Raw genomic sequence first — 23,612 nt, forward strand, 5'->3', positions numbered from 1 at the left:
CGCGGAATAAAAAAACCGCCGCACGTCCCAGGGGACGGCGGCGGCAAGGATGCAGATCGCTTGGGACCGAGGGACACGCACCGGGGGATGAGGCAGACCCGGCCGGGCGGATAGGCGATCCGCCCCGTGGCTCGGGGGATCCAGCGTGTCTCTCTGCGATTTGCAGGCAGAAAACGCTCAGGACAGAGCCGGCAGGTAGAGCGACCCCACGAGCAGCACGACCAGGGCCGCAGCCCCGAAAAGATCCTGCACCAGCGCCGAAGGGGACCGGCGGGCAACCTGGATGAAATCTTTCAGCATGTCTTGGCTCCTTCGGATCAGGGGTCATTCCTTTGCGTTGCCCATTTGTTCTCATATTGCCGGGCGCACGTAAAGAACTTTTTAAGAACATTTGAGAACAAAATGAGGTTTCTCAGGAGAATCAGCCGTTTAACGGCTCAGATCCCGTGGCCTCCGCAGGCCCGCCGCCCGGCTCAGCCGACGTTGATCAGCCGGATCGCCTCGTCCTGGCCCATCAGCCACAGCAGGGTCCGCGCCGCCTGGCCGCGCGGGCTGTCCAGCGTCGGATCCTTCGCCAGAAGGGTCCGCGCGTCGCTTTGGGCGATGGCCATCAGCGCGGTCTGGCGTTCCAGATCGGCGATACGGAAGCGCGGCACCCCGCTTTGCGCCGTGCCGATCAGATCGCCCGCGCCGCGCATCTCCAGGTCCGCCTCGGCGATGCGGAACCCGTCCTCTGTCTCGCGCAGAAGGGTCAGCCGTTTCATCCCCGCCTCGGACAGGGGCGCCTGGTACAGCATCAGGCAGGTCGAGGCCGCCTCGCCCCGGCCCACCCGGCCGCGCAGTTGGTGCAGCTGCGCCAGACCAAAGATCTCGGCCCGTTCGATCACCATGATCGAGGCATTGGGCACGTTCACCCCCACCTCGATCACCGTCGTGGCGACCAGCACATCGGTCTCGCCGCGCTGGAAGGCGGCCATGGCGGCGTCCTTCTGCTCGGGCGGCATCTGGCCATGGACGAGCCCCACACGCCCCTCGCCCAGCCGGGCGCGCAGATGCTTGAACCGTTCCTCGGCCGCGGTCAGATCGCTTTTCTCGCTCTCCTCGACCAGCGGGCAAACCCAATAGGCCTGCCGCCCCTCGCGGGTGGCGCGGTCCAGGTGATCGACGATCTCGCCCAGCCGTTCGGTGGAACTGAGGGTGGTCTTCACCGGCTGGCGCCCGGGCGGCTTCTCGTCCAGCACCGAGACATCCATGTCACCGTATTGCGCCAGGCTCAGCGAGCGCGGGATCGGCGTCGCGGTCATCACCAGGATATCGGCCTGCCGCCCCTTGCGCCCCAGCTCCAGCCGCTGACGCACGCCGAAACGGTGCTGTTCGTCGACGATGGCCAGGCGCAGGTCGGCGAAATTCACATCGGCCTGGAAGACCGCATGGGTGCCCACCAGAATGTCGATCTCGCCCCCGGCCAGGCGGGCTAGTTTCGCCGCGCGATCGGCGCCCTTGTCGCGGCCCGTGAGGATCTCCAGCCGGACGCCCGCCGCCTCGGCCAGGGGCGCCAGGCCCTCCATATGCTGGCGGGCCAGGATCTCGGTCGGGGCCATCATCACCCCCTGCCCGCCCGCCTCGACCGCGATCAGCAGCGCCAGGAAGGCCACAAGGGTCTTGCCCGCCCCCACATCTCCCTGCAACAGACGCGACATGCGATCCTCGCGGCCCATGTCGGCGGCGATCTCGCCCAGGGCGCGGGTCTGCGCCTCGGTCGGCTTGTAGGGCAGCGATTTCAACACCTTGGCGCGCAGATGCCCGTCGCCATGGCTGGGCCGTCCGGCGCGCTTGCGCTCGACCATGCGGGCCAGGGCCAGGGTCAGCTGATGCGCCAGCAGCTCATCATAGGCCAGCCGTTCGCGGGCCGGATCCTCGGGGCGCACCGCGTCGGGGCCGTCCGGCGCATGGGCCTGGCGCAGCGCGCTGAGCCAGTCGGGCCAAAGCTTGGCCGCCCGCTGGCCGCTGTCGATCCACTCCGGCAGCACCGGCGCCCGCGCCAGGGCCGAGGCCGCCGCCTTGGCCATGACCCGCTGGGTGACGCCGGCGGTCAGCGGGTAGATCGGCTCGAAATCGGGGATCTCGTCGCCCTCTTCCACCGGCAGCACGTGGTCGGGATGGGGCATGTTGGCGAAGCCATCGTAAAGCTCTAGCTTGCCCGAAACCAGGCGGCGGCTGCCCTCGGGCAGGATCTGTTGCAGGTAGTTGGACCGGGCGTGGAAGAAGATCAGGTCGAACTCTGTCTCGGCATCGGCCACGCGGATGCGATAGGCGCCGCCCCGGCTGCGCGCGGGGTGATGGGCGCCCACGGTAACCTCGACCGTGGCGGTGGTGGGCAGGGTCAGCCCCAGGATCGTGGCGCGCCGCCGCCGGTCCACCACCGCATGGGGCAGCAGGAACAGCAGGTCGCGCGGCAGGGCCACGTCCAGCTGCGCCAGATGCTTAGCCGTCTTCGGCCCGACGCCCTCCAGCGTTTCCAGCCCGGCGAAGAGCGGGAAGAGGATTTCGGGCCGCGCGCTCATGCGTCGCCGATCAGCGCCAGCCAGGCGTCTTCGTCGATGACCTTCACCCCCAGATCGGCGGCCTTGGTGGCCTTCGACCCGGCCCCGGGCCCGGCGATCAGGATATCGGTTTTCTTCGACACAGAACCCGAGACCTTGGCGCCAAGCGCCTCGGCCCGGGCCTTGGCCTCGGGGCGGGTCATCTTTTCCAGCGTGCCGGTGAAGACCAGGGTCAGCCCCGCCACCGGGCTGCCGCTGTCCTGGGGAGCGGCGACGTCCAGGATGGTCAGCTCGGCCGCCAGCCGGTCGATCGAGGCCCGTTCGGCGGGCTGGGCGAAGGCGGCCACCAGCGAGGCGGCAACCTTGGCGCCGATCCCGTCGATGCCGGTCAGCTCGTCCCAGGCGGGTTTCGCGGTCTCGGGCAGCGGCGGGTCAGCGGCCCAGATGGCATCGCGGGCGGCCTTCAGGCTGGCCCGGCGGCCCTCCTCACTCGCTTTCGCGCGCTCCTCGGCTTCGGCCGCGTCGGCCTGAAGATGGCGTTCCTGCGCCGGGCGCGCCTGGTCGACGCAGGCCGTCAGCCGGTCCCAGCTGGTGAAATGGCGCGCCAGATCCTGGGCCACCACCTCGCCCACATGGCGGATACCCAGGGCGAAGAGGGCGCGGTTCAGCTCGATCTTGCGGCGGCTGTCGATGGCATCGAAGAGGTTCTCGGCCGACTTCTCGCCCCAGCCCTTGACCTTGGCCAGCGGCGTCTCGGCCAGGTGGCGGATGGCGGCGGCGACCTGGGCGGGGTCGCTGTCGTCCACCGGCACGCCCGCCGTGCGCAGCACCTCGGCCAGTTCCGCCAAGAGCGCCGCGCGCCGCTCCGGGTCTTCCTTGTAGCGCGTCGTCACCTCTTCGGGTTGCCGCACCAGGCGCGCGCCCGCGCCGTCGCGCGCACGCAGGGTGAAGATATCGGCGGGTTCCGCGATCCAGCACATATCGTAGAGGAATTCGGCCTGTTTGGCCCCCAGCCCCTCGATGTCGAAGGCCGCGCGCGAGACGAAGTGGCGCAGCTTTTCAACCGCTTGCGCGGGGCAGATCAAGCCGCCGGTGCAGCGGCGCACACTGTCGCCCTCTTCGCGGATCGCCTGGGATCCGCATTCGGGGCAGGTCTGGGGGAAGTGGTAGCGCGCCGCCCCCTCGGGGCGTTTCGACAGGTCGACATCGGCGATCTTGGGGATCACGTCGCCCGCGCGGTAGACCTGCACCCAGTCGCCCGGGCGGATGTCCTTGCCCTCGCGGATCGGCTGGCCCTTGCTGTCGCGCCCGGCGATGTAATCCTCATTGTGCAGGGTCGCATTCGACACGACCACGCCGCCCACGGTCACCGGCAGCAGCCGCGCCACGGGGCTAAGCGCGCCGGTGCGCCCGACCTGGATGTCGATCGCCTCTAGCCGGGTCCAGGCCAGTTCGGCGGGAAACTTATGCGCGATGGCCCAGCGGGGTGTCGTGGCCCGGAACCCCAGGCGGGCCTGGAGCGCCAGGTCGTCGACCTTGTAGACCACGCCGTCGATGTCATAGCCCAGCGTGGCGCGCTGCGCCTCGATCAGGGCATAATGGGCCAGCATCTCGGCCGGGCCGTCGCAGAGCTGGGTCAGCGGGTTGGTCTGGAACCCAAGCGCGGCCAGCCGGTCGATGGCGCCCTTCTGGGTCTCAGCCAACGGGTCCGACAGCACGCCCCAGGCATAAGCGAAAAAGCGCAGCGGGCGCGCACGGGTGATCTCGGCGTCCAGCTGGCGCAGGGACCCGGCGGCGGCGTTGCGCGGGTTGGCAAAGGTCTTGGCCCCGGCCTCCTCCTGGCGCAGGTTCAGCGCCTGGAAATCGGCGTGGGACATATAGACCTCGCCGCGCACCTCCAGCCGCTCTGGCGCGCCGTCGAGGTGCTGCGGGATATCGGCGATGGTCAGGGCGTTGGCGGTGACATTCTCGCCCTCTTCGCCGTCGCCCCGGGTGGCGGCGCGCACCAGTTCGCCGTTCTCGTAAAGGATCGACAGCGACAGCCCGTCGATCTTGGGCTCGGCCGTATAGGCCAGCGGTGCCGCCGCATCGAGGCCGAGGTAGCGCCGGATGCGGGCGTCAAAATCCTGCACATCCTCCTCGGCAAAGGCATTGCCCAGCGACAGCATCCGCACCTCGTGGCGCACCTTGCCGAAGCCCTCGGCCGGGGCCGCGCCCACCTGGTCGGACGGGCTGTCGACGCGTTTCAGGGCCGGAAAGCGCGCCTCGATCGCCGCGTTGCGCCGCTTCAGGGCGTCATATTCATTGTCTTCCAGCTTGGGCGCATCGCTTTGGTGATAGGCGAGATTCGCGGCCCCCAGCAGGTCAGCCAGGCGGGCCAGCTCTTGCTCGGCCTCCGCCTCGGTCAACGCGTCCACGGGTTTCTCCGCCCAATTCTCGGTCATGCACTGCCCTCTTCACTCACGCTTTCCGGCCGGGCCGGTCTGGAAAAGTGATAGGCGGGGGCGCATCCGAGGTCCAGCCGCTTGCGCGTAGGACGGGTACGGGAGGCGGGTTGAGGTGTGCCCGGGTTCGAGCAGCGATGGACGGGACGGCGGACGGGGAGCGGAAGGCAAGCAAGGCACCAAGCCTCTTCAAGCACCCGTAGGCCTTCGGCGCCCCGCGCGTGGAGCGTGGAGCGTGGAGCGTGGAGCGCTCGGCCTCTGGAGCCAGAGGTCAACGGGGGATCTCGGCAAGTTTCGGAAGATCGGCAGGGGCGGGAAGGTCGTGAGTGGTGGCACCGCGCACCCCGCCGGTCTCGGCCCGACGCCCGGAGCGGGGAACAAGATCAGCCCTCTTCCTGGCGCGGATCGCAGGTCCGCCGCCCCGCTAACGCCTGCCCTCGGCGCTCGCCCGCGCGCGCGCCCCGTGCCTCAGCTGGCGCCAAGCGCCATTTTCTTCTCGTCCATCTGTTCCGGCTCGGGGTCGCGCAGCACATAGCCCCGGCCCCAGACCGTTTCGATATAATTGTCGCCTTCGGTCGCCGTCGACAGTTTCTTCCGCAGCTTGCAGATGAAAACGTCGATGATCTTCAGCTCGGGCTCGTCCATGCCGCCGTAGAGATGGTTCAGGATCGTTCGGAACATTACGTAAATTCAAAAGGTTAATGGACACGCCGGACCAGGACAAAGCATAAACAATTAGTGAATCTTGAAACACTTTCGAACACGTACTCTAGACCTTCGGACAGTGTTCACTGGACCCGGATGGCACTATGCTTCGGGTTGTGTTTTGTGATCTCTGTCCTTCTGTGTGACAAGTACCCCCTATGACCACCTCCGCGTTTCCTCCAACCAGGTTCGACCACCTCGTGATTGAGCGCCATTGCGCTGCCTGCGGCGCCTCCAGCAAGGTGACGATTTCGGATGTGAGGTACGGCACGATGCCGGTCTGCCCCAAATGCGCCGAGCCATGGGCCGATGGAATGAAATGGCTTCTGCGTGGGCTCAATGTGACCGAGGAATACTTGCGCTCCAGATCTACGGTCGAGGAGAGACGCAGGGCCTCCGCTCAGCCAAAAGGCCACAGCCGCACCTAGATCCACTCACCCCGCCGCCGCCTCAGCTCGAGATCAGCATCGGTCATCCAGTGTGTGATGGCCGCCTCTGCGCCCCTGCGGCCACACACGGTGCAGACCGCCGCTGCGCGCACCTGGTCAGAGGTGCGGCGCTGCAACAGCGGCTCGGCCAGGCGCGTGACGCTGTGGCCGCACCCACAGAAGAGGGAAAGGACGAGGGGCATCGGAAAGGGTCAGGGGTGGAGAACAGGACATGAACATACAGCCTATAAACTCACCGCGCAACTACTCACGATGACCACCCCACGCCAGCCCCATATCGTCGCTGTCGGACGTTCCCGGCCCTTAGAACCAACCTCTAATCGAACAACGGTAGCTGAGCCGCAGCGGGCGACGTCCGCCCATCAAGGCCCGCTCGCCGTGAACCTTGCGGCAGCTTCACCGTCAGGCGTCAGGGCGGCCAGATCGAGGTTCAAGCATTCGGCCTCCCAGGTCGCATTGGCGTTGAGATCCCGCCGCAGGCCAAGCGGCATGAGCGGCCCGCCAGTCGATCTCAGCCTGGCTGAAGATCATCAATTCGCCGACATGCAGAAGACCGCGCCTGAGGTGGAGAGGGGCGACGGCATCGAGTCGGGGTCGCTCCGCAGGCAGGAACAGAAAGGCCACCTACGCCCTATCCGTGTCGTCCAATAGAAGGTTAGTTGCAACCCATACACCATCGTTCCTATCGCGAGAACGCACTTGGACAGTCAGGCCTTCTCGTCTTGATCTTTGTGATCAGCAAACTTAACAACCAGAGCCCCCAACTTAACTTCAATCTCGTCATTGATATAAGCCCTAGCTTTAATCGTACCCGGACCCTCAAATCTCAACATTTGCCACTGACAAGGTATCATCATGGAAATCAACCTGTCCTCTTCAGAAAATCCTTCAGGAAGATCCATGCCATCTGCTTTTAGATCAATGTCCTTCAAAGACATATCCATGATCGAAGTCTGCCCCCCCTGATCCAATTTCATGACACGGATATCCACTTTCTTCGGAGCACTATCCAAAGGGAGCCGGAGACTGATAAGCGCCGCAAACGTCGGAAGCACAGCAGGTGCCTTGGACCCAAAGATCAGCTCACCTGCGTAGCACCCAACTAGCGTGATCTTTCCATTGGCTTCATGCCGAATGTCATCACAGAATGTCGCAACGCCATAGGGTTCAAAGATCACGAGCCGGTTCTTTCTAAGACATATTCAGACTGAGGGGCAACTGTTCCACTCGCGACAGCTTCGAACGACGCCGTGAATCGTGTCCCGGCCATCGCGGGCCGCGTCCAGTTTGCATTCTCAACGGGCTGCGGGTCCAAGAATTCAATCTTGATATCCTTACCCAAAGCGTAAGCGAACTCCGAAATGGAGCGCGCGGTCAAATTTGCATCGCCTTTAAGGCGGCGATTGACAACAGACCTATCAACCCCAATTGCATCAGCGACCTCTTGCTGTGTCTTTCCAGAGGCAAGAAACGCTGCCTGAATCTTCTTCTGCAAACCAGAGATGAAGCGTGCCGATTTTCGCGACTTCGCATCAATCTGCATCCGATATGACATCTTCGTACCTTCTACTTTCCACGCACTTCGGCTCATCTAAGGCCAGGTTATTGCGAACGTAAGCCGTTCGCGCGATGTAAAGCCCATAACTTCCATTTCGCATGATTTCTTCCTTTGCATCACCGAAACAGCATACGAATATGTTCTTCTTGGGAACCCAGCCGAAAACACGGACTGCATCGGTCTTAAGCTCCCAAACATGGTGATCAGGTGTACAGTTCAGCTTCTTGAAGCGCCACTCCCTTGAGAACTCATCCCCAGAGACATACTCGTAGAAAACTGAATAAACCTGCTCGAGCGGCGAAAGGCTATCGTGCAGGATGTCGGGCTTGATCTTCGGAAGCCCACTCTCAAGCCAGCCAATGAAATCCGTCGTCGCATACAGCGTCCTCCAGGGCAGTTCCCCAGGTTCTAACGGGTCGATCGTTTCAAGAGCCCCCGACTCGTACAACTCTATCAGTGTTGCCATATATATCAACAATCGCCGAATGCAAGATTCCTAGATTGAAGCGTAGGGACCTTCGATCATCCTCACAAGCCCCTCGGGCGAGTGAGGGTTCCGCCTCCCTGCGCCCCCATAGCCTCACCCTGCGTCAACTTGTGTTACTACGCTAGGAGCCAACCTCTAGTCGAACAAGGACAGCTGAGCCGCAGCGGGCTGGATCCGGCCCCCCCGTGCCAACTCGCCTCCTCGACAGCGGGCGCAACGGCAATGCTCGCCATTCAGGGCCAGCAGCTGCCGCGCCTCTTCCAAGGATGTGCGGGGAAAGGCCCAGCGATCGGACGCAACGACCATCTCGGCGAAGTCGTCCCCCTTGTCCTCGGCCAGCCCGACCATGATCCACGCCCCGGACAGCGCAGACGCAAGGCAGCTCTTAGCCACGGGCACGGCGCCGCCCATCCAGGCTCGCTTGACCACCATCCTTGCGGGCAGCTTCGCCGTCGGGCGTCAGGGCGGTCAGATCGCCGGGCGGGCATTCGGCCTCCCAGGTCGCATTGGTTTTCAAATCCCGCCGCAGGTTCCAGGGCGCATGGGCCGCCCGCCAGTCGATCTCGGCCTGGCTGAAGATCCGCATTTCCTCTACATCGCAGAAGGCCGGCCCGGGCGGACGCAACCCTAGCGCGACATCATCTTTGGCGCAGGCTGCCAGAAAGGAACAACTCGCCAGCCCGCAGGAGAATTTAAGAAATTTCAGAAACATAGCGTATACCCTTATTTTCCCATAGAATATCCAATCGGATAGTCGACCCTGAAAGCGTTGACTCCCCAGTGCCCTTTCCCCCAAAGGTAGAAAACGCCTGTATACCGGCAGGCACCAGCTAATGACCGCCAAAGCAACGCGATGGCGTCATTCCAAATTCGACGATCTTGACACTTCGATGTTGATTGCATCTGTCGGAGAGAGTAGGTCACCACTCCCTTTCAACATCACTGAGCGAGCGGAGATCAGCCGCCAGCTAACAGCCTAAGAGGACCGTACCATTGGCAACGAGTTTTGATGGGTACCTTGTTTCCAAAGCCCAAGAACTTGATATCGAGGTAAGGGAGCTCAAAGAGATCGCCGCCCGCCTGGAGAGCCTCGGCTATCAGCTTGTCGGCCGGACGTCCTCTGAGGATGTGTCCGGATTGATGATGGCGTCAGCTGTCACGCACAAGATTGCGAAGAGTATAGAGACCTCGGGCGACAGCGAAACTGGCGAGCATGGGGATTGCACAGATACCGTGCACAGCTTGTTTCCCAGTAGCTAGCCGTCCGGGCCTTCACCAGGAAACTATACTGTTTCGGGTGCATCCTGTGAGCCTACTCCGCAGGCAGGCGCCAGCGGTCAGGCACAGAACGGCCTAGATCGGAATCGCGGATGCTGTCCAGCGCATGATCACGCTCCTTGTCCTGGTGAAGGTCCGCCACCCGGCCGTTGCAGCCGGTCAGCATCGTGTCGAGGGTCTGCGCCCGGGCCTGAAGGCGGGCCACCTCGCCCGACAGGTGCCAGGCGAGCCCGGCCGCGCCAAGGCAGGCCACCAGGGCGCCCCCGGCCGCATAAGGCAGAAGGAGGCGGATCATGCGTGCAGCCCTTCCAGGCAAAGCGCCCGTTCCGCCTGGCGGCGGCGGGTCAGGCCGGTCACCGGTCGCAGCACCCCCTGTACCCGGGCCTTGTTCCACATCAGCAGAGCGTCGCAGGCCCCGGCCAGGTCGCCCGCCAGGGCGCGCCGGGACATGGAAGAGCCGCAGAAGGCCCCTGCCCCGATGTTGTAGGCCGCCGAGACGAAGGCGGCGCGGCTCTGGTCCGGCAGCCCCTCGGGCAGGCAGGGGCGGATCCGGGTCTCGAAGGCGACCACCTCGGCCAGGAACATCTCGCGGCAGTCCTCGGCCGTGGCCGTGTCGCCCAGGGCCACCCCCTCCGTATGGCCGGTGCAGATGGTCGGGATCCCGGCGATGTCGAGATAGGCCTTCAGCCGAGTTCCCTCCCAGGGCTCGATAAAGGCGGCGGCCAGGACGATGACCGCCACCCCGCCCCCCGCCGCCCGGCCCCGCCAGGTTCGCGGCCAGTACAGGGCGCCGTCCTCCTCGATCAGGAAGGCTTCGATCTTTTCCTGGAAGATGATCCGGGCCGGGATCGCGAAAAGCTGCGCCAGCGCCGCCAGCACGGCAAAGACCGGGGCCGACAGGCCGAGGATCTGCGCATCCAGCAGCATCAGCGCCACCGAGACCACGATCAGCAGCGCCGCGACCAGCGTCAGCCAGACAGACCAGGCGCGGCGCAGGATATTGGCCCAGTTGTAGACAAGGCGAAGTTTCATGAGGATCTCCAAACGAAAAAGGCCCCGCGCGCTGCGCGAGGCCGGATGACACAAATGCCCGGTTGAGCATCCGCGAGAGGGGCGGCAAAACGCGCCCATGAGCGAGAATAGATGCGAGATCGACCGGGCCGCGGGCACCTTCACCCTGAGCCTGGAAAGCTGGGGGAACACCTATCCCCTGGAGAAACTGGATCGGTGGCTGGCCTTCTACCGCGAGCAGCGCGAGCTGTTCCCGAAGTCGCTGAAGTCCTACGACGAAACCATCGCCCTGCTGGAAAAGGCCCTAGCCGAACGCGACGGTGGCTGAGCCGTCACAGCTGCGCCTGCGCCCAGGACAGGACCAGCGCGGCGGCGCCGCCCACGACCAGCCAGATCAGCTTGTCGAGGCTGCGGAAGAATACCCCGCGCCCGAAGCTGACCCGCTCCAGCGCCGCCACCTGGCGCATCAGCTCGCGCAGTTCGATGTCGTAGCGATCCATCCGCTTGAACAGCGTGATCATCTGCTCTTCCATCCGCGCCATGGCGACCACGGCGTCGCTGAGCTTGTCGAGCTTCTCTTCGATCCGCGCCAGGCGGTTTTCCTCGGCCATCTCAGCCTCCTTACTGCACACAGGGCCGCGCCACGCGGGGCGGCATGTCGATAGGCGCCCCGCCCACCCCTTCGATCTGCTGCGCCGGGATCGTGGCGACGCTTTCCCAAAGGGGCCAGGCGACGGGATCCGCCTCGACCGCCGCGTAGAGGGCCGCCCCGGTGCCCAGGCCCTGATAGGGGATCTGGCCGAGGATGGTGATCCCCAGGGCGGGCACGGCCGCCAGCGCGGTCCATTGGGCCACCTGCGCGGGCGTGAGGTTGGCGTAAAGCCCGGCCGGGCCATCGTTTGCCCGGCCGGGGTTCGGATAGCTTGCGGTGCGGGCGAGGCCCCCTGCCACATGGGCGCCACCCTCGGCGATGACGCCGGGCAGGTTCTGGGCGAGCCAGGCAATCAGGGCCTGTTCATCGGCGATGTGGATCAGGGCTGCGGTGATCGTCATGCGGTCAGGGCCTCCATGGCGGCGACGGTGAAGGCCGAGGCCGGGGCGATCCAGAACTCGGCGAGGGCCAGGGCGGCGGGCTGGCCCGCGCCCCCGGTATCGCGGGCGGCGAGTATCAGCTCTGCGAGATCCGGCAGCGCGCCGGGGGTGGCCGTGCCCACTTCCGCGCCGCCGACGACCAGTGACATGCTGCCGGGCCGGTAGAGCGCGGCGAGCGCGAGCGTGGAGCCTGTCGTGTAGACCGGGCTGTTGATCGAGGCAGACACGCCGCCCGAGGTCTGGGAACTGCGCAGAACCCCGGTCGCGCGGTTCAGGTAGAGGGTGACCCGTTCCTCATCCGCGCTGCCGAACACGTAGAGCGGCGGGAAAGGTTCGTTCTCTCCCCAAAGCTCGCCCCGGAAAAAGACCCAGACGCCGCCGGACAGATCGAGGTCGGCCAGGCCCGCGACGAAGGTCTCGGCGGCACGGGTGACGGCGCTTCCCGCCACCACGATGGGGGACGTGGGTCGCGGGCCTTCCTCGAACTGGTTCAGGATGAAATGGATCACCTGGCCCGGCTTCGCGGTGATGACCATGCGGGTTTCTGCGTCGGCCGGGGTGAAGGAACCCTGCACCCGGCGGTAGCCCTCGGACGCGCCGAAATCGACCCGCCCTTCCGCGAACTGGCCGCGAATGTCCCCTGCCCCGCCCCGGATATAGGCGCTGCCCGTATGCGGTTTGAGGTTCCCGGCGACCCCCTCGAACGCGACATAGGCCAGGCCGGTTCCAAGGGTATTGTCCAGGACGAAGACCTGGCCGGACGGGCAGAGCTGGGCAAGGCCTGCTGAGGCGATCGCAGCGCTATCATCGACCAGCGACAGCGTGGCCGCCTGATCCCCCTGGCGGAAGGCGCCTGCGGTCGTTGTCGGGTTGGCATTGTGGTTCTGGCACTTGTTCGTCGCGAACCCCTCAAGCAGCCAGCGCCGCGCGCCGGTCGTGTGATCGCCCAGCCGGGGCACATTGCCCCCGCGCGGCCAATACTGCCCGTCGCCCGCGCGCTCGAACCGCGTCCCGGCGGCGGCGAAGCTGCCAAGCTGCGAGAAGGCGGCCGAGGCCCCGGCGCGCGCAAAGCGCCCCGTGCCGGGCGACAGGTAGAGATGGGCGGTGCGGGCCACCGGGTCGAGCGCCGCCCAATTCCCGCCGCCACCGCCAAGCGTGATCGCGCCCGTTCCGATCTCGATCATCGGCTCACCAGATCGCCAGGATGTCGGACGCGGTGGTGCCGGTGGCCATGACGCGAGCGGCCTCGAAGGAGATCTCGGAGCCCGCAGCCACGTTCTTGCGCACCGCGACATTGCCCGCCGCATCGCGGATGGCCAGGTCGCCGCCGGTGCCGACATAGAGCGACCGCGGGGGCGGCAGCAGGTCGTCGGTGTCGGAGGGCACAACTGCGGCGTGATGTGTTCCCGAGCTGATCCGCGAGGGGTAGCTCTTGGCGTAATCTTGGGACATCGAAGGTTCCTTTCCATGCAGGATCAACCGCGCCCGCCCTATTCGAACGGGCCGCGTCGGGTCTGTTGTCAGATGGGTTTTTCTGGGGGGTGCGGGGTCAGCAGACGACGATCAGAGAGACGTCTGGATAATCCCGCAGGTCGTTGTTGGTCGGGTCATTCACGCGGAACGAAACCGAGGACAGGCTTCTGCTGTAGACCTGCAATACGCCGTCTCGCGTGCTGTCGCCCGGTGTCCCCGCCGTTCCCGAGACCGCGTAGTCTGCGGTCGGCATGTCGGCGGAAAACGTCACGGTGTAGTTCCCCGTTGAGTTCCGCACGATGCTGGCAATGTTGCCAGATCCGTTGATCGCGACCGCGTAGGAGCCGTCGAACTGCGCCCAGGCCCGCACCCCGTAGATCGGCGCGGCGCCCGCTGCATTCAATTCGTCACGGATCACCGCCCGTTGGGTCGCGGGGCTGATCAGGGCCTCGGTCGTGCCCGTGCCCTCAAGCCATGCCGTCTCTTCCTCTGTAAGATCCTCTACGTTCAGGCCCGCGAGGTTGCCCAATGACGCTTGAAGGCTGTCGAGGGCATCCAGCACCGTTGCCTCATCCTCCATGATGCTGGCCAGGAAGGCCGCCAGGGCGGCGAGCTGCGGTGCGCCGGTCTCGACGAACCAGGCGAAGAGCGCCGACGCGCGGGGCGAGAAGGTGGCCGGGTCGCTCTCGTCAGGCAGCAGGCCCGCGTAGGGCGTAAAGTCAGGGACAGGCATCAGGAAACCCCCATGATGGTGAACGTGTATTCGTACTCATCGGGCAGATCCTCGACCCACTGGACAGGGCCGAGGATCCCGAAGTGAATGCTGGACGGGCGCAGCTCGGCGCCGATCGAGGCGACCAGCGTCCCCGACAGCCGGTCGAGCTGCGGTTTCACCTGCCCCCAGAGCGCCGCCGAGGCGGCCACCGCGTAGTCCATTTCAATGCGGGTCGGACCTCGGGCCAGCGTCAGGGCGCCGTAGTCGTTGAAGCTGTAGCGCGAGCCGCTGATCGACCGGCCAACCGTATGCTGCACCATCCCCTTCCCGACATAGAGCCGGTCGCCGAGGAAGATCTCGCCCAGGGTGACCGCGCTGCCCGACAGGGCGATCAGCACCCGCCGGGTCGTCCCCGGCAGGTTCAGGTGCACCAGCTTGTCGGAAAAGCCCGTGAAGGGTTCGAAAAACCACTCCCACCAGTTGGTCACCTGGCGGCCAGAGAGGTTGGTTTCCTCGTCCAGCAGGACCGCACCGGCGACGTCGAAGCAGATCAGCCGGGCGCTGGAGGCCACCACCCCGAAGAGGATCAGCGTATCGACCCCTTGCAGGCCGCCGACCTCGACGATCACCGGGGCCGAGGTCGGGTCGATCCCCAGGCCCGGATCCAGCCAGGGCACCACCGCGCCGGGATTCTCGACCGCCAGGGTGGCGTTGCTCAGCACCCCGTCGAAACAGGCGAAGGCATTGGTGAAGCTGTCGAAGACCCAGCGGGCCGCCAGGATCGACTGATCCTCCAGCAGAGGATCGAGGCCGAGGTTATCCTCGATCGCCGACTGATAGATGCGGTGACCCCGCACCACCCGCGCGTTCAGCGGGTAGTTGGTGCCCGCGTCCCAGGCGGGCGCGTCATCCTCGGCCAGAGAGCTGCGCACCTGGTCGAGGTCGGGCGAGAACTCGCGCGCGATGAACATGCTCAGAACTCCCTTTCGGCCGGGGTGCCATAGGCGTCCCAGCGTTCCATCAGGGTGACCAGGCGGCGCAGGGCCGAGGTTTGCGCCGCGCCGCCGGTGCTGAGGCTTTGCAGCGTGGCGGCCATCGTCACGCCCGCGTCGCCCCGGGTCATCACATCGGCGGAATAGCCGCGCGCCTCGGCGATAGCGGCCAGCTTGGCGTCGAACTCGGTCGCGTAGTATTGGCCGAGGTCGAAAGCCCCGGTCAGGCTGGCGATCCCGCCCTCGACCTCCGCGAAGAGACCCGACAGCGCCAGCAGCGCGGCGTAGGTGTCGCGCCCGGCCTCGGTCATCAGATCCTGCCCCATGACCAGCTCGCGGAACTGTTTCGCGGTTTCAGGCACGGCCAGGCCGAGGTCGGCGAACTGCTTGTGCAGGGCCTCGGTCGCCATCTGCATCCGCTCGGCATCGGTGTAGAAGGTGGAAACGAAGCTATCGAGCTGTCCGGCCAGCACATCGAGGCCGCCGCCGACCGAGGCCAGATCCTCTGCCGCCAGGGCCATGTCACGGAAGGCGCCATAGAACCCCTGCCCGAGCGGTTCCAGCATGGTCTTGAGCGCTGCCAGCGCCTGGACCTGGTCGAAGGTGACCGAGGCCACCGCGTCGCTGATCGCATCGGCATAGTCGCCGAACCACTCCGCGATCCGTTCCTGGATCTCGGCTTCCGACATATCCCGGGTGTCGATCTTCTGGATCGCCACCCGAACGCCATTGATCATGGCGTCGGACACCTCCATTCCGGCAAGGCTGAAGGCGCTCTGCACCGCCTCTTTCACATTGCCGAGCTCTTCGCTCAGCGCGGCCTGCGTTTCCTTGTCAAAGGCCTTCCGCTTCGTCGAGGTGCTGGAGGTGAGCCCCCAGAACTTCGTCTTCTTGATCCGCTCATAGGTGCCGCCCGCCAGCAGGCCATTGGTCACGCCCAGCTCGATCCCCGCCCCGACCAGCTTCTCGGAAGAGAACCCCTTGATCAGGCTGACAACCGCGGTCACGGCGCCAATCACCGGCAGCGCGGCCGAGATCGCGCCACCGATGGCACCGAGGCTGGAGACCAGCCCGCCGCCGATCTTCGCCAGGGAACTGGTCATCCCAGAGAATGCGGAGGTCAGCCCACCGATGACGCCGGAGAAGCCCGAACCGCCCGCGCTGAAGGACGTCTTCAGCAAGCCGCTGAAGGCATTCGTGGCCGCGTTGCCGATGCCCGAGCGCAGATTGCCGAAGGCCCCGGCGACATCGCCCGAGGCGAGCGAGGACAGAGCCGACTGGAACGCACTCTGCAAACCGTAGGCGTCCTTGGTAAGACCCTTCACATCGGCCTTGAGATCCTTCAACGCCCGGCCGCCGCGCGCGCCGGTTCCCTCGAAGTCGTCGCCGAGATCCTGGACAGCCTCCCCGGTGGTCTCCAAGGCGATGGTGACGCCAGCCGCCGCATCCTGTGCCGCCTCGGCGCCCTCCTCTCCGGTCTCGGCGGTCTCTGCCATCGCGTCCCCCAGGGCCTTGACCGAGGCCAGCGGCGCCGCGGCCCCGGCGGCAAGGTCGGCAGCGGCCGTGCGAAAGCCCTCTGCCGCCTGCAAGGCGCCCCGCACCGTCCGGTCCAGGCCTTCCACCGGCGCCTTCAGGGCCGCCTCGCTGAAGGCGTCACCAAAGGCCGAGGCCATTTCCGACCGGGCCACCTCGGCGGCCCCCGCGTAGGGGTTTGCGATCCCGCCGAGATCGACATTGCCAAGCTTGCCGAAGGTGGTCTCAATGCCGACCGCGCGCAGGGCCTCGCCGATCTTCATCGTCCAGACCTCGACCCGCCGGATGGCCCCGTTCAGCATCGCCTCGATGCCTTCGATCATTCGGTTCGCGGTTGAAAAGACGATGTCGCCGATCACTTCCGGCAGGCTGGACCACAGCACCTTGATGGCGCGGAACGCCCCCTGAAACGTGTTGATGGCTGCATTCGCAAAGCTGGTCAGCCGGTCCACGGTTCCCGCCAGCCAGTCCGCCGCGTCGGCCTTCAATTCTTGGAAGGTCGCGGCGATGGAGGCCCCGGCGGCCTGCACCCGCATTATGATCCGGTCCCAGACCTCAGCCACAACGTCCTTCAGAAGGCGCATCAGCTCGCCAAAGCCGCCGACCTGATCGGCCGCGCCCTTGATCTTCAGCCCGATATAGACCGCGCCTGCCGCCAACGCCGCGAAACCGGCAATCGCCAGCCCGATAGGAGAGGCGATGGCGACGAAGACCGGGGCCAGCGCCCCGACCGCCGCGGCCAGGCCGCCCATGGCCAGCAGGACCGGGCCGAGGCTTGCGGCGAGGGCACCCCCGATCACCGCCAATCGCTTCACCTCGGGCGAAAGCCCCTGGAACCCCAGGGCGAGCTTCGACACCTTGCCCGCGATCTCGGCCATGACCGGCAGGATGATTGCGCCGACCTGCTCCATGGCGTCGCCGATGTCCATCATCGCCGCCTCGATCTGCCCCGACGGCAGTTCGCGCAGCGCCTGGGCCTGGCCGCCGTATTGCTTTTCCAGCTCGGCCAGCATCAGTTCCTGTGCGCCTGCGGCATCGCCGACCTCGACCATGGCCTTGATCAGGTTCTTCTGCTCTTCGGTGAAAGACACGCCCACTCGAGTCAGCGCGGTCAGCCCCTTTGCCGGATCGTTCAGCGCCTTCCCCAGCATCACAGTCGAGCTTTGCAGGTCCTGGCCCAGGGCCGCCGACATATCCAGGGCGGCGCGCTGCGCCCGGGTGAAGACCTCGCCCGTGACATTGCCGAAGGTCAGCAGGTTCGACGTGACCTTGCCCAGGATCTCTTCATCGCCAAACAGCGAGTTGCCTTGCAGCTCGCTTGCGATCTTCTGGAGCTCGGCCGAGGTGAACCCCGCCGTGGTGCCCATCGAGGCCAGCGCCGCATCCACCTGGGCCACGGCCTGCGCCTGGACCTTCTGAAGCGCCATCGACTGCTTGCCGATCGCCACCAACGGCGCGGTCAGCGCCAGGGACATCCCCGCGCCGATGCGCCGAAAGTCCTTCGCGAACCCGGCAAACTGCTTTTGCATGTTGCGCATACCGGCGGTGGCCTGCGACGCGCCCTTGTGGAACTGGGCAGAGTTCATGCCAAGATCCACGCGCAGGGCGCCGATCAATCCCTTGAACATGGGTTGGACCTTCTATCGGTTGGGGGACGCGCGACGGGTTGCGGCCCGCCCGGTGAAATACGCCCGGATCTCGGCATCGGCCGAGCCACGCCGCCGCTTGCGGTCGATGAACTCATCGGGCTTGGGGAATGTCTTGGGGCTGTGGGTGGCGATCATCACCAGCTGGCCGAGGCTGTAGATCTCGCCCCGGCGCTGGCGCGCCGCCCGTTCCTGCCCGAGCAACACGCCGGACAGGATCAGGTCGATTTCGCGAAGGGTCAGGTGGCCGAAGCGGTCATAATCCTGGCCCGCCGCGACCCACTGGCGGATCAGCTCGCGCCAGTCGTTTTTTTCGCCCCGGCGGCGGCGGGCTTCCCCGCCTCGGCACCGTTTCCCTCTGCCGCCTTTTCCTCGGGGAAAGCCAGGCGCAGGGCATCGCCGATGGCGCGGCCCGTATCGTTCATGCCGCAGGCGTCCAGCACATTACCCGCCTGGCGCATCGTCATGCCTTCGTGATGCTCTTGCAGGCCCGCCCAGAGGATGGTGCGCAGCACGCGCATCGAAAGGCGCCCATTTTCGGCCTTGGCGAGAACCTCGGCGACCGAGGTGAAGTCCTTGCCGGTCTCCTCCTCATAGGCGCACATGGCATTGGTGGTGAAGGCAAGCTTCCAGCCCTCGCCGCCGCTTTTCGGCGCGAGGTCCACATGGGTCTTCAGGGTCATGTCAGGATCCTTTGGTCTGCCGCGCCTCAGGCCGCGGGGGTGAATTCGGTTTCGCCGGAGGTCTTGCCGGAGATGGTGAAGGTGGCGTCGCTGTCGAGCTGATCGAGCCCGCCGGTTTCGACCACCGGGGTGATCATGTGGCAGTCCCAGGATCCGCCGCCCGCCAGGGTGATGCGGTAGTAGGTGCCGCCTGCTCGCGCTTCGTCGGCCTTGGCCGCCACGTAGCCCGCTTCGGTGTAGAGGCAGGAAATCGACAGATCCCCCGGCTCGGCGAAGCCTTCGCCGTACTCATGGATCTTCGCGGGGCTATCCAGCGTGGTGCGCTGGCGCGTGTTCTTGGTCAGCGTGGGCACCGTCACCCCCGTGACCATCGCAATGGGGGTGTAGGTCACCCCGTCTGCGGAGCGCTCAACCGAGCCGCCCCAGAGTTCATCTTCACCGGCCATCTCATGTCCTTTCTGCCGTTTGGGTTCAGCGCGCCTGCCGCGCCGCTTTGCGTCGCGCTCTGGCGACGGCCTTTTCCACCTCGACGCTCATGTCGTCGCGGATCTGCTCGAAGATCTGTTGCTGGGTCTGATCCCAGGCCGGGCGGGCGTGGGGCTGGGCCGCGTGATGGGCGTTGCCGAACTCTTGCTGCTGGCCGCCCGGGTCATTGGTGCCCGCGTACATGAAGACATCGTCGCGCCCCTCACGCCGGGCCGAGGCGGCCTGGCGCCGGGTCAACCGCGTTCCGACGCCATAGCTTTCCGCCAGATCGCCACCAGCCCCGCGCGGCGCCAGCGCATTGGCCCGGTCCGCGAAAAGCTGCGCCGCCCGTTTCAGGACGCGGCGCACCAGCGACTTTCGCGTGGTGTGTTTCGGCAGCTCCAGCAGGGCCTTTTCCAGCTCGCGGCCGCCCTTGAACTCCATCTTGATCATCCGGCGCTCCAGCGGATGGTCAGGTCGATCGACACGCCGAAGAGCGGGCCGAGGTCGCCGAGGCTGCGCCCGTCCAGATCGCGCGCGCCGCGCAGGAAGGCGCCCCGGAACCGGACACCCGCGACCACGCCCCGAAAGCCCGAAAGCAAGCCCTGCACCTCTGCCCGCAGCGCCTCGGCATCGGCCGCCGTCACCGCCCAGGCGTCCACCTGCACGTTGCTGCGCTGCACCTCGGCCTCGCCCTCCAGCGTGTAGGTGGTCGGCGCGTTGATCAGCGTGAGCCCGAGACAGGGAAAGCCCCCCGCATGGGCGGGCGGGACCGACCAGTTCACCCGCGCGCCGACCCGGGCCTGAAGCGCGGGGTCCGACAGCAGCAGCGCCGTGAGCGCCGCCTTCATGTCGCGCGCCCCGGGCTGGTCCGCGCCGAGGTGAAGGCGAAGACGCCCCGGCGCATCGCATGGGGACCACGGCCCACCAGATCCCAGGCCTCGCCCAGCACCTGAACACGGTCGGCCAGCGTGACAGAGCGCGCCAGCGGCGTATCCAGCACCAGCAGGCGCACCGCCGCCACCATGCCCTCGATCTGGAGGGCGACCTGTTCCTGCGCCCCCAGTTCTTCGACTGCGCTCCAGGACCGGCCCAGCTCGGCCCAGGCGTAGATCGGTTCATTCAGGGCATTGCGCCCGGTCTCGGCGCGCCGTTCGAAGACCGCGAGGCGGTCGCGCAGGATCACTTCGCGCCCGCGCGACAGCGGCGCGCCTTGCGTCTGGGCCATGTCAGATTGCCTCGCTCACATCGGGGCGCCGGTAGCGGGTCTGCTTCATGAGGGCGCGACAGCCAAAGCTGGCGCGGGTGTATTCGGTCTGATCAATGGCGATATTCGCCTCGCGCCAGTCCTTCACGATCATGATGATCGCCTGCTTCAGGCGGGCATCGGCCACGTCGGCCCCCACCACGGCCTCGACCTCGATCACCGCAGGGCCACCCGCCGGGACCGCTCCCACGGGAAAGAGGATCTGCGGCTCGTCTTGCAACATGCGCAGGCCGAGATCCGGCAGGGCCAGGACGGTCTCGCCCCCGCCCTGGATCAGCTTCACGCCGGTGATCTCTGCCACCGGCGCACAGGGGAACCACCAGCGCAGAAGACCGGGCCGGGCCTCGAAAGACAGCCGGACCGAGCGTCGCCCCATCATCCGGTTGGTGCCCGCCTCGACCACCTGCTGCGCGGCGATCAGGTAGCTTTCGATCAGCGCGTCGGCCTCTGCGTCCAGTTCAATGAAGCCGGTCGCGCGGCGGTACTCTGCAACGCTGACCGCAAGGGCCGGTGCTTCCCCTGTCAGTTCCATGGCGCCGCCTTACTTCTTGCCGGGACGCGCGGCGCCCTGCGACGGCGGGCTGCCCGCTTCGGGCTTGGCCGTGCCAGCGGAGGCGCCTGCGGCCTCTTTCTCGGCCATGGCCGCCTCGCGGGCGTCAAGGTCCGCCGCGCGACGGATCAGCTCGGCTTCGCGCGCCTCGGCCTCGGCCAGGCGGCGGGCCAGGGCGGCGGCCTCATCATCGGGCGCGGGCTTGCCTGCGGGCGGCGTGTAGGGCTTGGCCACACCGCTTGCGATCAACTGCGCCGCGCGCTCGGGCAGGAAACCTGCGGTTTCACCGGGGTTGAACCGGCCGGAATGCTTCTTGAACGTCACCGGGGTCTTCATGTCGGGTTCTCCAGATCGAAAGGGAAAGGCACCGCGCCGGGGGCGTCCCGGCGCGGTGGACCGGATCAGGCCGCTTGCAGCGACCAGTCAGCGGCGTTGAAACCGGCGATGGCTTCATCGTGGGCCGGGGCGAAGTCATGCTCGGTGATGGCACGGAACAGGGTCATGTCGCGCTGGAAGGCCGATTGGGTGTCGCCGTTCGTGTCCACGAAAGCCGCCTCGGTCGACTGGGCGATGCGCATCTCCTCCCCTTCGCCGATCATCAGCTCTGCGAAGTCGGCGAAATAGATCTCGGTCTCGTTGCTGCCGACGCCCAGGTTGTCGGGCACCTGCGAGGTCATGTGGATCGGGAAGCCCTTCAGCGTCCCGGCGCGCTCGACCTCGGGGAAGAGCGGGTTGCCGTTCGCATCGCGCAGGCTGGCCACCCAGGATTTCGCGCTGGAGCGCATGATCCAGCCCGGCGTCGTCATCGAGACATTGGCGTCCTCGACCAGCGAGACGCAGCGGCGCAGGGCCGTATCGGCCGCCACCGCAGTTGCCGCCACCGGACCGGCATCCCAGTTCGCGCCGAGCGCCCAATAGCGCATCCCCTTCGGCAGAACGCCCGAGCCGTCATTGCGCAGGAAGGCCAGGTCTTCGCGCTCGGCCATGGCCTTCAGCATGTCGTCGCGGATCATCTGGGCGCCGCCCACGGTGGCCCGCGTCAGCAGCGTGTTGGAGACCGGCACCAGGGCGCTCAGCTTCTTCAGGCTCCGGTCCACCTTGTCGAAGCTGGGTTCGCTTTCCTGGATCGGGTCGATCTCGCCGCCATAGCTGGCGGTCGCCCCGCCGGTCTGCTTGGCATGGCGCAGCTCACCCGCCGACATGGGCACGGTACGGGCCCCGGCCTTGCGCACCACCACGCGGGGCCGCAGCATCCCGATCATCTGGGCGGCCAGCGGGCGCGGCACCAGAACACCCCCGGCGGTTTCGGTGGTCGAGTTCAGCACGGCGCCGATGCCGGAATGGCCCTCGCGGTCCAGCATGGCCGAGGCACGGTCGCGGTCGCCGCGCGTCGCCGCCAGGGCCAGGGCAATGAAACCGACCTCAAGCCCCTGGTGTTCGGGGTTCGCAGCCTGGGCCGGGGCGCTGGCCGCGGGGGGCGCCGAGGCGGCGGTGTCGCCGGTGGCGGCGGCGGCCTGGGCGGCTTCGACACCTTCGGCGCGCTTCACCTTGCGGTCAGTCGCCTGGAACTCGGCATCCGCCGCGTCGAAGTCTGCCTGGGCACTGGCCATGGCCGCGTCGTCCGGGGCCTCTGCCGCTTCCAGCTCTGCCAGCGTGTCGGCGGCGGCCTTCATCTTGTCGGCCGCGGCCTTCCGGGCGCGGCGCAGGTCGTCGAGGTTCATCAGGGTTCTCCTTGGGAAATGCTGCACGCGCGCAGCGGTTCGGCCCCGATCGCGTTCTGCGGCGGGGTGTCTTGAGGTCGTCTGTCGGTCGGATCAGATCCGGGCGGTGGCCAGGGCGGCAGCGGCGCGGGCCGAGGCGCCACGGTGCCCCGCGCTGCGCCCCTTGCGCGGCGGCGGGGCATAGGTGCCGAGGATCCGGCCATAGAAGGCGCGCCGGGTCTCGACCCGGTCGGCCAGCCCGCGCGAGATCGCCCCCGCCCCGTCGAAGATCGCCCCGCCATCGCGGGGATCGTCGGTCACGCTGGCGCGGCTGCGCAGATCATCCGGCGTCATGCCCCGCCCGGCGGCAGCGGCCTCATGGAAGCGGGCCTCGGCCTCGGCCAGGCTGCGTTCCAGCTCGGCCTTGCCCTCTTCCGTCGCCGGATCGGGCCACTTCGCCCGGGCATGGGGCGAGGTGAACTCGAAAAGCTGCAACCCGGTCGCGGCCCCCGGCTGCACATAGGCCCCGGTCATCAGCCCGGCGCCGATGCTGCCCAGCTCGCCCCCCGGCGCCACCGAGATCTCGCGCGCCTGACTGGCCAGCCAGTAGCCCGCACTCGCGGCCAGCGGATCGACCAGCGCATGAACCGGCTTCACCGCGTTCAACTCGGCGATGGCGGCGGCGGCCCCGGCACAGCCCCGCACCGCGCCGCCGGGCGTGTCCAGCTCCAGCACCACGGCCGAGACCGCCTCATCACTGGCCAGTTGTTCGCAGGTCTCGATCAGGCCGCGATAGGTGGCCCAGCCGAACCAGCGTTCCAGGATCGCGGAATTGGGCGTCAGCACGCCGCGCACGGGCACCACGGCCACGCTGCGTTCCACCGCGAAGCGCTCGGGGGCTGCGGCGACCGCCGCGCCGGGTGCGGTGGCCTCGGGCATGGGGTGTTCCAGCAGCCCCCGGGCCGCCGGTTCATGCAGCGCCATGACAGAGCCGCCCAGCAGGGCGCGCAGGGTCGGTCGG

The 23,612-nt window shown here is 66.8% G+C and carries 28 protein-coding genes and 1 pseudogene; 2 read left to right on the plus strand and 27 right to left on the minus strand.

Annotated elements, in window-relative coordinates; translation table 11 throughout:
* Nucleotides 1-177: 177 nt before the first annotated feature.
* From ACRARE_RS09640 to ACRARE_RS09675, 8 genes and pseudogenes are all read right to left on the minus strand, one after another.
* Entirely contained in the window at nt 178-300 is a 123-nt protein-coding gene (locus ACRARE_RS09640; RefSeq protein WP_432656215.1) for a hypothetical protein, read from the minus strand.
* A 173-nt stretch (nt 301-473) separates the two neighbouring features.
* Nucleotides 474-2,564 (minus strand): ATP-dependent DNA helicase RecG, encoded by a 2,091-nt coding sequence (recG, locus tag ACRARE_RS09645; RefSeq protein ID WP_432656216.1) that lies wholly within the window; start codon nt 2,562-2,564, stop codon nt 474-476.
* Complete coding sequence (gene ligA, locus ACRARE_RS09650; RefSeq protein ID WP_432656217.1) at nt 2,561-4,987, minus strand: NAD-dependent DNA ligase LigA; 2,427 nt, start codon at nt 4,985-4,987, stop codon at nt 2,561-2,563. Before ligA ends, recG begins: the two co-directional genes overlap by 4 nt.
* A 468-nt stretch (nt 4,988-5,455) precedes the next feature.
* A pseudogene (locus ACRARE_RS09655) lies at nt 5,456-5,653 on the minus strand (winged helix-turn-helix domain-containing protein); the annotation flags it as partial.
* 1,195 nt (nt 5,654-6,848) lie between these two features.
* On the minus strand, nt 6,849-7,319 hold the full coding sequence (locus ACRARE_RS09660; protein WP_432656218.1) for a DUF6941 family protein: 471 nt from the start codon (nt 7,317-7,319) through the stop codon (nt 6,849-6,851).
* Nucleotides 7,316-7,684: a helix-turn-helix domain-containing protein gene (locus ACRARE_RS09665; RefSeq protein WP_432656219.1), complete on the minus strand. Its 369-nt coding sequence runs from the start codon at nt 7,682-7,684 to the stop codon at nt 7,316-7,318. The genes ACRARE_RS09660 and ACRARE_RS09665 overlap by 4 nt, the downstream gene beginning before the upstream one ends.
* Nucleotides 7,674-8,165 (minus strand): hypothetical protein, encoded by a 492-nt coding sequence (locus ACRARE_RS09670; RefSeq protein ID WP_432656220.1) that lies wholly within the window; start codon nt 8,163-8,165, stop codon nt 7,674-7,676. Before ACRARE_RS09670 ends, ACRARE_RS09665 begins: the two co-directional genes overlap by 11 nt.
* A 406-nt stretch (nt 8,166-8,571) precedes the next feature.
* Nucleotides 8,572-8,898 carry a hypothetical protein gene (locus ACRARE_RS09675; protein WP_432656221.1) on the minus strand — a complete coding sequence of 109 codons (327 nt, stop codon included), beginning with the start codon at nt 8,896-8,898 and terminating at the stop codon, nt 8,572-8,574.
* 281 nt (nt 8,899-9,179) lie between these two features.
* Here ACRARE_RS09675 and ACRARE_RS09680 point away from each other — a divergent pair, with 281 nt between their 5' ends.
* Nucleotides 9,180-9,446: a hypothetical protein gene (locus ACRARE_RS09680; protein WP_432656222.1), complete on the plus strand. Its 267-nt coding sequence runs from the start codon at nt 9,180-9,182 to the stop codon at nt 9,444-9,446.
* Between the two features lie 52 nt (nt 9,447-9,498).
* Here the strand turns inward: ACRARE_RS09680 and ACRARE_RS09685 are convergent, their stop codons facing one another.
* Nucleotides 9,499-9,759, minus strand: a complete 261-nt coding sequence (locus tag ACRARE_RS09685; RefSeq protein ID WP_432656223.1) for a hypothetical protein — start codon at nt 9,757-9,759, stop codon at nt 9,499-9,501.
* The gene (locus ACRARE_RS09690) at nt 9,756-10,496 is read right to left on the minus strand and encodes a lysozyme (RefSeq protein ID WP_432656224.1); all 741 of its coding nucleotides are present in this window, start codon (nt 10,494-10,496) and stop codon (nt 9,756-9,758) included. Before ACRARE_RS09690 ends, ACRARE_RS09685 begins: the two co-directional genes overlap by 4 nt.
* A 97-nt stretch (nt 10,497-10,593) precedes the next feature.
* Between ACRARE_RS09690 and ACRARE_RS09695 the strand changes: the two genes are divergently transcribed.
* Nucleotides 10,594-10,803: a hypothetical protein gene (locus ACRARE_RS09695; protein WP_432656225.1), complete on the plus strand. Its 210-nt coding sequence runs from the start codon at nt 10,594-10,596 to the stop codon at nt 10,801-10,803.
* A 4-nt stretch (nt 10,804-10,807) separates the two neighbouring features.
* On the opposite strand, the gene ACRARE_RS09700 is transcribed toward ACRARE_RS09695, so the two are convergent.
* The 17 genes from ACRARE_RS09700 to ACRARE_RS09780 form a co-directional block, all read right to left on the minus strand.
* Nucleotides 10,808-11,086, minus strand: coding sequence for a hypothetical protein (locus ACRARE_RS09700; RefSeq protein WP_432656226.1), 279 nt, complete (start codon nt 11,084-11,086; stop codon nt 10,808-10,810).
* 10 nt (nt 11,087-11,096) lie between these two features.
* Nucleotides 11,097-11,528, minus strand: a complete 432-nt coding sequence (locus ACRARE_RS09705; protein ID WP_432656227.1) for a hypothetical protein — start codon at nt 11,526-11,528, stop codon at nt 11,097-11,099.
* Nucleotides 11,525-12,751, minus strand: a complete 1,227-nt coding sequence (locus tag ACRARE_RS09710) for a hypothetical protein (protein WP_432656228.1) — start codon at nt 12,749-12,751, stop codon at nt 11,525-11,527. The genes ACRARE_RS09705 and ACRARE_RS09710 overlap by 4 nt, the downstream gene beginning before the upstream one ends.
* Nucleotides 12,752-12,755: 4 nt before the next feature.
* Nucleotides 12,756-13,019 carry a spike base protein, RCAP_Rcc01079 family gene (locus tag ACRARE_RS09715; protein WP_432656229.1) on the minus strand — a complete coding sequence of 88 codons (264 nt, stop codon included), beginning with the start codon at nt 13,017-13,019 and terminating at the stop codon, nt 12,756-12,758.
* 97 nt (nt 13,020-13,116) lie between these two features.
* Nucleotides 13,117-13,773: a hypothetical protein gene (locus ACRARE_RS09720; protein ID WP_432656230.1), complete on the minus strand. Its 657-nt coding sequence runs from the start codon at nt 13,771-13,773 to the stop codon at nt 13,117-13,119.
* Complete coding sequence (locus ACRARE_RS09725; RefSeq protein ID WP_432656231.1) at nt 13,773-14,726, minus strand: hypothetical protein; 954 nt, start codon at nt 14,724-14,726, stop codon at nt 13,773-13,775. Before ACRARE_RS09725 ends, ACRARE_RS09720 begins: the two co-directional genes overlap by 1 nt.
* 2 nt (nt 14,727-14,728) lie before the next feature.
* The gene (locus ACRARE_RS09730) at nt 14,729-17,908 is read right to left on the minus strand and encodes a phage tail length tape measure family protein (RefSeq protein ID WP_432656232.1); all 3,180 of its coding nucleotides are present in this window, start codon (nt 17,906-17,908) and stop codon (nt 14,729-14,731) included.
* Nucleotides 17,909-17,920: 12 nt separating this feature from the next.
* A complete protein-coding gene (locus ACRARE_RS09735) occupies nt 17,921-18,133 on the minus strand; it encodes a hypothetical protein (protein WP_432656233.1) in 213 nt (70 codons plus the stop codon).
* Between the two features lie 83 nt (nt 18,134-18,216).
* Nucleotides 18,217-18,609: a hypothetical protein gene (locus tag ACRARE_RS09740; RefSeq protein WP_432656234.1), complete on the minus strand. Its 393-nt coding sequence runs from the start codon at nt 18,607-18,609 to the stop codon at nt 18,217-18,219.
* Nucleotides 18,610-18,635: 26 nt separating this feature from the next.
* Nucleotides 18,636-19,055, minus strand: a complete 420-nt coding sequence (locus tag ACRARE_RS09745) for a phage tail protein (RefSeq protein ID WP_432656235.1) — start codon at nt 19,053-19,055, stop codon at nt 18,636-18,638.
* 25 nt (nt 19,056-19,080) lie between these two features.
* Nucleotides 19,081-19,527 carry an HK97 gp10 family phage protein gene (locus ACRARE_RS09750; RefSeq protein WP_432656236.1) on the minus strand — a complete coding sequence of 149 codons (447 nt, stop codon included), beginning with the start codon at nt 19,525-19,527 and terminating at the stop codon, nt 19,081-19,083.
* The gene (gene gp17, locus ACRARE_RS09755) at nt 19,524-19,925 is read right to left on the minus strand and encodes a tail completion protein gp17 (RefSeq protein WP_432656237.1); all 402 of its coding nucleotides are present in this window, start codon (nt 19,923-19,925) and stop codon (nt 19,524-19,526) included. The genes ACRARE_RS09750 and gp17 overlap by 4 nt, the downstream gene beginning before the upstream one ends.
* Nucleotides 19,922-20,302, minus strand: coding sequence for a hypothetical protein (locus ACRARE_RS09760; protein ID WP_432656238.1), 381 nt, complete (start codon nt 20,300-20,302; stop codon nt 19,922-19,924). Before ACRARE_RS09760 ends, gp17 begins: the two co-directional genes overlap by 4 nt.
* Nucleotide 20,303: 1 nt before the next feature.
* A complete protein-coding gene (locus ACRARE_RS09765; protein WP_432656239.1) occupies nt 20,304-20,873 on the minus strand; it encodes a head-tail connector protein in 570 nt (189 codons plus the stop codon).
* A 9-nt stretch (nt 20,874-20,882) separates the two neighbouring features.
* On the minus strand, nt 20,883-21,227 hold the full coding sequence (locus ACRARE_RS09770; protein WP_432656240.1) for a hypothetical protein: 345 nt from the start codon (nt 21,225-21,227) through the stop codon (nt 20,883-20,885).
* Between the two features lie 65 nt (nt 21,228-21,292).
* Nucleotides 21,293-22,612: a phage major capsid protein gene (locus ACRARE_RS09775; protein WP_432656241.1), complete on the minus strand. Its 1,320-nt coding sequence runs from the start codon at nt 22,610-22,612 to the stop codon at nt 21,293-21,295.
* 93 nt (nt 22,613-22,705) lie between these two features.
* Nucleotides 22,706-23,602 carry a S49 family peptidase gene (locus ACRARE_RS09780; protein ID WP_432656251.1) on the minus strand — a complete coding sequence of 299 codons (897 nt, stop codon included), beginning with the start codon at nt 23,600-23,602 and terminating at the stop codon, nt 22,706-22,708.
* Between the last annotated feature and the right edge of the window lie 10 nt (nt 23,603-23,612).

Origin of the sequence: Pseudooceanicola aquaeponti (genome assembly GCF_050897975.1) — a bacterium.
Lineage (GTDB): Bacteria > Pseudomonadota > Alphaproteobacteria > Rhodobacterales > Rhodobacteraceae > Pseudooceanicola.